Origin of the sequence: Lapillicoccus sp. (genome assembly GCF_025353065.1) — a bacterium.
Taxonomy (GTDB): Bacteria; Actinomycetota; Actinomycetes; order Actinomycetales; family Dermatophilaceae; genus Lapillicoccus.
In genome coordinates, this window is sequence record NZ_JANXRJ010000339.1 from 1 (window position 1) to 6,201 (window position 6,201).

Below are 6,201 nucleotides of genomic sequence, written 5' to 3' on the forward strand. Positions count from 1 at the left end.
CGACCAGGCCGGACTGTTCGCCCCCGTGGCGGCCTCGACGCTGGCGCAGGTCCCCGCGGCATACCTGCCGTCGAGCAGGCACTGGGCCGGGTGGGCGGCCCGCTCGACCGTCCTCGCCTACAACCCGGCCAAGGTCTCGAAGGTGGCCCTGCCGGCCTCGATCCTCGACCTCGCTCAGCCGCAGTGGAAGGGCCGGGTCGGGATCGCCGCCGGTGGCGCCGACTTCCAGGCCATCGTCAGCGCCGTCCTGTCCCTCGAGGGCAAGGACAAGACGCAGGCGTGGTTGGCCGCCCTCAAGACGAACGCGAAGGTCTACCAAGGCAATACCGCGATCATGAAAGCGGTCGACGCCGGTCAGATCGACACCGGGGTCATCTACCACTACTACTGGGCCAAGGACCGGGCCGAGTCGGGCGCGAACAGCAAGAACGTGGAGCTCTACTACTTCGGCAACAAGGACCCGGGAGCCTTCCTCAGCGTCTCCGGCGCCGGGGTCCTCGCAACCAGCAAGCACGCCGACGCCGCCCAGAAGTTCGTCGCCTTCCTCACCAGCAAGGCCGGCCAGGAGATCCTGGCCAGGAGCAAGGCGCTGGAGTATGCGATCGCGAGCGGCGTCGCCCCGAATGCCGCCCTCCGGCCGATCGCCCAGCTCGACGCGCCGACGGTCGACCCCGGTACCCTGAACGGCCCGACCGTCGTCAGCATGATGCAGGAAGCGGGCCTGATCTGAGTGCCTGAGTATCTGAGTGCCTGAGTGACCGGAAGGACCTGAGTGGCCGGGGTGACGGGGACGCGGCCCGCCCCGCGACTGCGGGCGGGGCGCGTCAGCGTGCCGCCCGTCGTCGGCGTGGCCGCGGCCCTGGTCGCCCTGCTCACCCTCGTCCCGCTGGCGGTGATCGCCTACGACACCGTCGGGGCAGGGTGGTCCGAGGTGTCCCGGCTGGTCTTCCGCGACCGCACCCTCGAGCTCCTGGCCAACACCGGCAAGCTCGTCGTGGGGTCGGTCTCGCTGTGCGTGCTGCTCGGGGTCGGCGCGGCCTACCTCGTCTGGCGCACGGACCTGCCGTTCCGGCGGCTGGTCCACGTCGCGATGGTGGCGCCGTTGGCGGTCCCGGCCTTCGTCAACGCCTACGCCTGGTCGTCGTTGGTGCCCTCGGCCGACGGCTACAGCGGAGCGCTCGTCGTCGTCACCCTGTCCTACTTCCCGCTGGTCTACCTCCCGGTGACCGCCGCCCTGAGGGGAGCCGACCCGGCGCTGGTCGAGTCCGCGGCGGCGCTCGGGCTGTCGGCGTCGGCGACCTTCCGGCGGGTCACCCTTCCCCAGCTCCGGCCGGCCGTCCTCGGCGGCGGGCTCCTGGTCGCCCTCCACCTGGTCGCCGAGTTCGGGGCGCTGGCCCTCATCCGCTTCCCGACCCTCAGCACCGCGGTCTACGACCAGTTCCGGTCCTCGTTCAGCGGTCCGGCAGCGAACACCGTGGCCAGCGTCCTCGTCCTGGTCTGTCTCCTGCTGCTCACCGGCGAGCTCACCCTGCGCGGCCGCACCGCATACGCGAGGGTGGGAGGGGGAGCGGCCCGCGCCTCGGTCCGGATCCCGCTCGGCCGCTGGACCCTGCCGGCCGCCGCCGGTCTCCTGCTGCTGACGCTGGCCGCCGTCGTCCTGCCCGTCGTCAGCGTGATGCGGTGGTTCGTTGCCGGGTCCTCGAGCGCCGTGGACCTGCCCGTGCTGCTGTCCACCACGGCCAGCACACTGGGCCTCGGCGTCCTCGCCGCCCTCACGGTGACGGTCGCGGCCCTCCCTGTCGCGTGGCTGACGGTGCGCCGCCGCGGCGTGCTGTCGACGCTCGTCGAGCGGATCACCTACATCGGCACCGGCCTGCCGGGGATCGTCGTCGCCCTGGCCCTCGTCACCCTGGCCCTGCATGCCCTGCCGGCGCTCTACCAGACGACGACGATGCTCGTCGCGGCCTACGCGATCCTCTTCCTGCCGCGCGCGATCGTCAGCATCCGGGCCGGTCTGCTGCAGCTCTCACCCTCCCTCGAGGACGCCGCGGCCACCCTGGGGGTCGGTCCGATCGGCGTCCTCGTCCGCGTGGTCATCCCGGTGATCGCGCCGGCGCTCGGCTCGGGCGCGGCGCTGGCCTTCCTGGGGGCGAGCACCGAGCTGACGGCGACCCTGCTGCTCTCCCCGCTCGGCACCCAGACGCTGGCGACCCAGTTCTGGAGCTACAGCAGCGCGATCGACTACGGCGCGGCCGCCCCGTATGCCGCCCTCCTCATCCTCGTCTCGGCGCCGGCCGCCGTGCTGCTGACCCGCTACGACGGACAGGTGGCGTCGTGACCGGCGAGGGGGTGGCGATCACCATCGAGGGCCTCACCCACGGCTACGGAGGGCCGGCGGTCCTGCGCGGTCTCGACCTGACCGTCCCGAGCGGGCACACCACCGCGGTGCTCGGACCCTCCGGCTGCGGCAAGACGACCCTCCTGCGGGCGATCGCGGGGTTCATCCGGCCGCAGGCCGGCACCATCGTCCTGGGGGAGACGATCGTGACGAGCCCGACCCGCAGCGTCCCGGCCCGGGCCCGCCACGTCGGCTACGTCGCCCAGGAGGGCGCCCTCTTCCCGCACCGCGACGTCGCAGGCAACATCGCCTTCGGGTTGTCGTTGTCGGGTCTTCGCCCCCGGGCCCGGACCCACGCGGCGCGCGTCGACGAGCTGCTCACCCTGGTAGGACTCGACCTGTCCCTGCGCCACCGGATGCCGCACGAGCTGTCCGGCGGGCAGCAGCAGCGGGTCGCCCTGGCCCGGGCGCTCGCTCCCGAACCGTCCGTCATCCTGCTCGACGAGCCGTTCTCGTCCCTCGACACGCAGTCCCGCAGCGAGACGAGTGCGGCGACGACAGCGGCGCTGCGCGCCCGGGGGGTGACGGCGGTCCTCATCACCCACGACCCGCGCGAGGCGATGTCGCTCGCCGACACCATCGCGGTCCTCGACGGCGGTGTCGTCGCCCAGCACGGGGCTCCGGAGGAGGTCTACGGCCGGCCGGCCTCGGCCACGGTCGCACGTACCCTCGGGCCCGCCAACCTCCTCGCGGCCGACGTCCGGGACGGCCACGCCGACACCGCTCTCGGCTGTCTCGAGCTGGGTCCGCGGGGCCACGCGGGCCCGGACCGGGGGCTCGCGGACCTGGGCGTCGGAGGCTCGACGCGGCATACCCTCGTAGTCGTGGTGCGACCCGAGCAGGTGCTCGTGTCGTCATCAGAGTCTCCGGGATCCGTTGTGGCACAGGTGGTCTCGTCGACTTATCACGGGCACGACCACCTGCTGCGGCTGCGTCTTGCCGGCGGGACGGTCGTGGACTCACGGTCGTCGTCCGCCGTCCGACCCCAGGTCGGGGACCACGTCCACACCTCGGTCGACGGCTCCGTCCCGCTGGTGACGACCGACGGCCCGGCCGGCTGAGGCCCTCGCGGACACTTCCAAGACACCTCCAAGAATGGCTCGTGACGATGAGACGTCCGACCGGCCGAGCCGCTCTCGCGTCCGACGTCCCGTCCATCCCGCCTCGACGAGGAGCGCCCCGCATGCTCGACACGATCTTCGGCCTGCCCATCCACCCCCTCGTCGTGCACGCGACGGTCGTCATGGTCCCGCTCGCGACGCTCTCCGTCCTGCTCGCCGGCGTCTGGCCACGGTTCCGTCGGTGGGCGGGATGGCTGCCCCTCGGACTGGCTCTGATCGCCCTGTTCCTCGTCCCCCTGTCGACGCAGTCCGGCGAGTCGCTGCAGCGGCGGGTCGGGCGGACCGACCTCGTCAAGCAGCACGTGCAGATGGCGGACGGGCTGCTGCCCTGGGTCGCGGGGCTGGTGGTGGCTGCGGCGCTCACCACGGTGCTGTGGCGGCGTTCCCGGAGGCCCGCCGCGAGCGTGGACGGTGCCGAGCGGATGGTCGAGCCCTCCGGTCGGCCATCGGGAGGGGTCGCCGCCACCTCACGATCGCTGATCCTCGTCGCCGGGGCGCTGGCCGTCGTCGCCGCCGCCGGCTCCACCGTGCAGGTGGTGCGGATCGGCCACAGCGGCGCCGAGGCGGCCTGGTCCACGGTGTCCGGCCCGCGGGCCGCCCCGGCCGCGGCCAACGGCGGCGCCAACCACTGACCGCGCCGGCGACACCTATCCTCGGACCATGCGCCCCCCGTCTCGGCTCCTCGTGGCCGAGGACGACCCCGAGCTGGCGGACATGCTCACCACGCTCCTGTCCGATGAGGGGTATGCCGTGGAGTCGGTCGGCGACGGGCAGCGCGCCCTTCATCTGGGGTTGAGCCGCGACTACGACGCCATCGTGCTCGACCGTGGCCTGCCGGCCATCGACGGGCTGGACGTCCTCTCCCGCTTGCGTCGCCGCGGCCGGTTCACGCCGGTGCTCATCCTCTCGGCGCGGGGCACACCACGTGACCGGGTGGAGGGCCTCGACGCCGGGGCCGAGGACTACCTCACCAAGCCGTTCGACGTCGAGGAGTTCCTGGCCCGGCTGCGGGCGCTGCTGCGGCGTCACGAGGAACGGGCGGAACGGCTGGACGTGCCCGGCGGGACGCTGCTGCTGGGGTCGCGCGAGGTGGAGCCCACGGACGGCACGCCGATCTCGCTCTCAGAGCGCGAGCACGCCCTGCTGAGCCAGCTCGCTCGCTTCCCGCGACGGGTCTTCTCGCGCGAGGAGCTGCTCAGCTACGTCTTCGCCGGAGCGGAGGACGTCGGCGTCGTCGACACCTATGTGCACTACCTCCGGCGCAAGCTCGGCAAGGGGGTCGTCGGCACCGTGCGCGGAGTCGGATACCGGCTCGGGAACCGGTGACAGGGTGACGCGGTGACCCGATGAGCATGACGCGACCTCGTCACGAGGAGGACTCCCGTCTCCATGCCCTGACGTGGCAGATCGGCCTGCGGGCCGCGGCCCTGGTGATCGGGTGCGTCCTCGTCACCGCCGGCGCCCTGGTGGCGGTCTACATCCACCAGACCAACACCGAGACCAACGCCCTGCTCGCGAGTGCGGCGACGCGCATCACGGACCCGGCCACGGCGCCGCTGGGCACCTACCTCGCGATCGAGGTGAACGGCTCCGTCCGGACCACTCCCGGTATGCCGGTCGGGCTGCCGGACACCGGTGCCCTCACGGCCGTCCGCGCGACCGGAGGCTCCGTGGAGCGGATCGACGACTTCGACCCCGCGGGCGCCTACTACGTCATCCGCACCAGTCGGATCGGTGACCGGGTCGTCCAGGTCGTCCTGGACCAGACCCAGGTCGAGGAGGGGCGCGAACGCCTGGTCAGGGCCCTCCTGATCGCCGGCGCCATCGGGCTCGTCCTGGCGGCGGTGTCGGCGGTCGTCCTCGCCCGACGCGCCGTCCGCCCGCTCGCCACCACGATCCGGCTGCAGCGGAGGTTCGTCGCCGACGCGAGTCATGAGCTGCGGACACCGGTCACGCTGCTGAGCACGCGCGCCCAGCTGCTGGCCCGGCGGGTGCGGAGATCCGACGTCGAGCCCGGCGTCGTCCGGGACGCCGAGGGGCTCGTCGCCGACGTCACCGTCCTGACCGAGATCCTCGACGACCTGCTGATGGCGACGGACCTGCGCGAGGACCGGCAGCGCGAACCCGTCGACGTCCGCAGGCTCGCCCGGGCGGTCGCGGAGGCGGCCACCTCGCACGCCGAGGCTCTCGGCATCCGGCTCGAGCGTCCCGGTGAGGTCGGGGAGTCCGAGCCCGCGACCGTCGCCGGTCACCCGGTCGCGCTGCGCCGCGCCGTGACCGCCCTCGTCGACAACGCGCTGGAGCACGGGAGGTCCCAGGTCACGGTCGCGGTCTCGGTCACGGCCAAGGAGGTCGTCGTGGCGGTGTCCGACGACGGCCCCGGCATCCCCGCCGACCAGGTGTCCCGGGTCTTCGAACGTTTCCACGGCGGCGGACGCTCGGCCGAAGCGACCGCGCGCCCCGGTCGCCGCCACTACGGGCTGGGGCTCGCTCTGGTCGCGGAGGTCGTCGCCGTCCACGGCGGCACCGTTCGGGCCGGATCCCGGCCCGGGCACCGCGACGGGGCGCTCGTGATGTTCCGGTTGCCGCGCTACCCCCTCATCTGAGCGCCGCACGGAGAACGCTGACGTCCGCGCCGATGCGACACCGGTGTCGCGTCGGCGCCGCCCCGGTCAAGTGGTC

6 protein-coding genes are annotated in these 6,201 nt (G+C 73.1%); all 6 read left to right on the forward strand.

The genetic code is table 11. The features are described 5' to 3' along the window. Positions 1 to 730 (forward strand): extracellular solute-binding protein (locus Q0R63_RS24325; protein ID WP_295702995.1); only part of this gene is annotated, 730 nt, incomplete at its 5' end. Between the two features lie 42 nt (positions 731 to 772). Then, positions 773 to 2,338, forward strand: coding sequence for an iron ABC transporter permease (locus Q0R63_RS24330; protein ID WP_295702998.1), 1,566 nt, complete (start codon positions 773 to 775; stop codon positions 2,336 to 2,338). Next, the gene (locus Q0R63_RS24335) at positions 2,335 to 3,459 is read left to right on the forward strand and encodes an ABC transporter ATP-binding protein (RefSeq protein ID WP_295703001.1); all 1,125 of its coding nucleotides are present in this window, start codon (positions 2,335 to 2,337) and stop codon (positions 3,457 to 3,459) included. Before Q0R63_RS24330 ends, Q0R63_RS24335 begins: the two co-directional genes overlap by 4 nt. A gap of 122 nt (positions 3,460 to 3,581) precedes the next feature. Further along, positions 3,582 to 4,151, forward strand: a complete 570-nt coding sequence (locus Q0R63_RS24340; RefSeq protein WP_295703004.1) for a DUF2231 domain-containing protein — start codon at positions 3,582 to 3,584, stop codon at positions 4,149 to 4,151. A 28-nt stretch (positions 4,152 to 4,179) separates the two neighbouring features. Next, a complete protein-coding gene (locus Q0R63_RS24345) occupies positions 4,180 to 4,845 on the forward strand; it encodes a response regulator transcription factor (RefSeq protein WP_295703007.1) in 666 nt (221 codons plus the stop codon). Between the two features lie 20 nt (positions 4,846 to 4,865). Then, positions 4,866 to 6,125, forward strand: a complete 1,260-nt coding sequence (locus Q0R63_RS24350; protein WP_295703009.1) for a HAMP domain-containing sensor histidine kinase — start codon at positions 4,866 to 4,868, stop codon at positions 6,123 to 6,125. The last annotated feature ends 76 nt before the right edge of the window (positions 6,126 to 6,201 follow it).

Excerpts from the sequence above, each read along its gene's own strand:
- Q0R63_RS24340 (WP_295703004.1), top strand. The coding sequence starts at position 3,582 with ATGCTCGACACGATCTTCGGCCTGCCCATCCACCCCCTCGTCGTGCAC.
- Q0R63_RS24345 (WP_295703007.1), top strand. The coding sequence starts at position 4,180 with ATGCGCCCCCCGTCTCGGCTCCTCGTGGCCGAGGACGACCCCGAGCTG.
- Q0R63_RS24350 (WP_295703009.1), top strand. The coding sequence starts at position 4,866 with ATGAGCATGACGCGACCTCGTCACGAGGAGGACTCCCGTCTCCATGCC.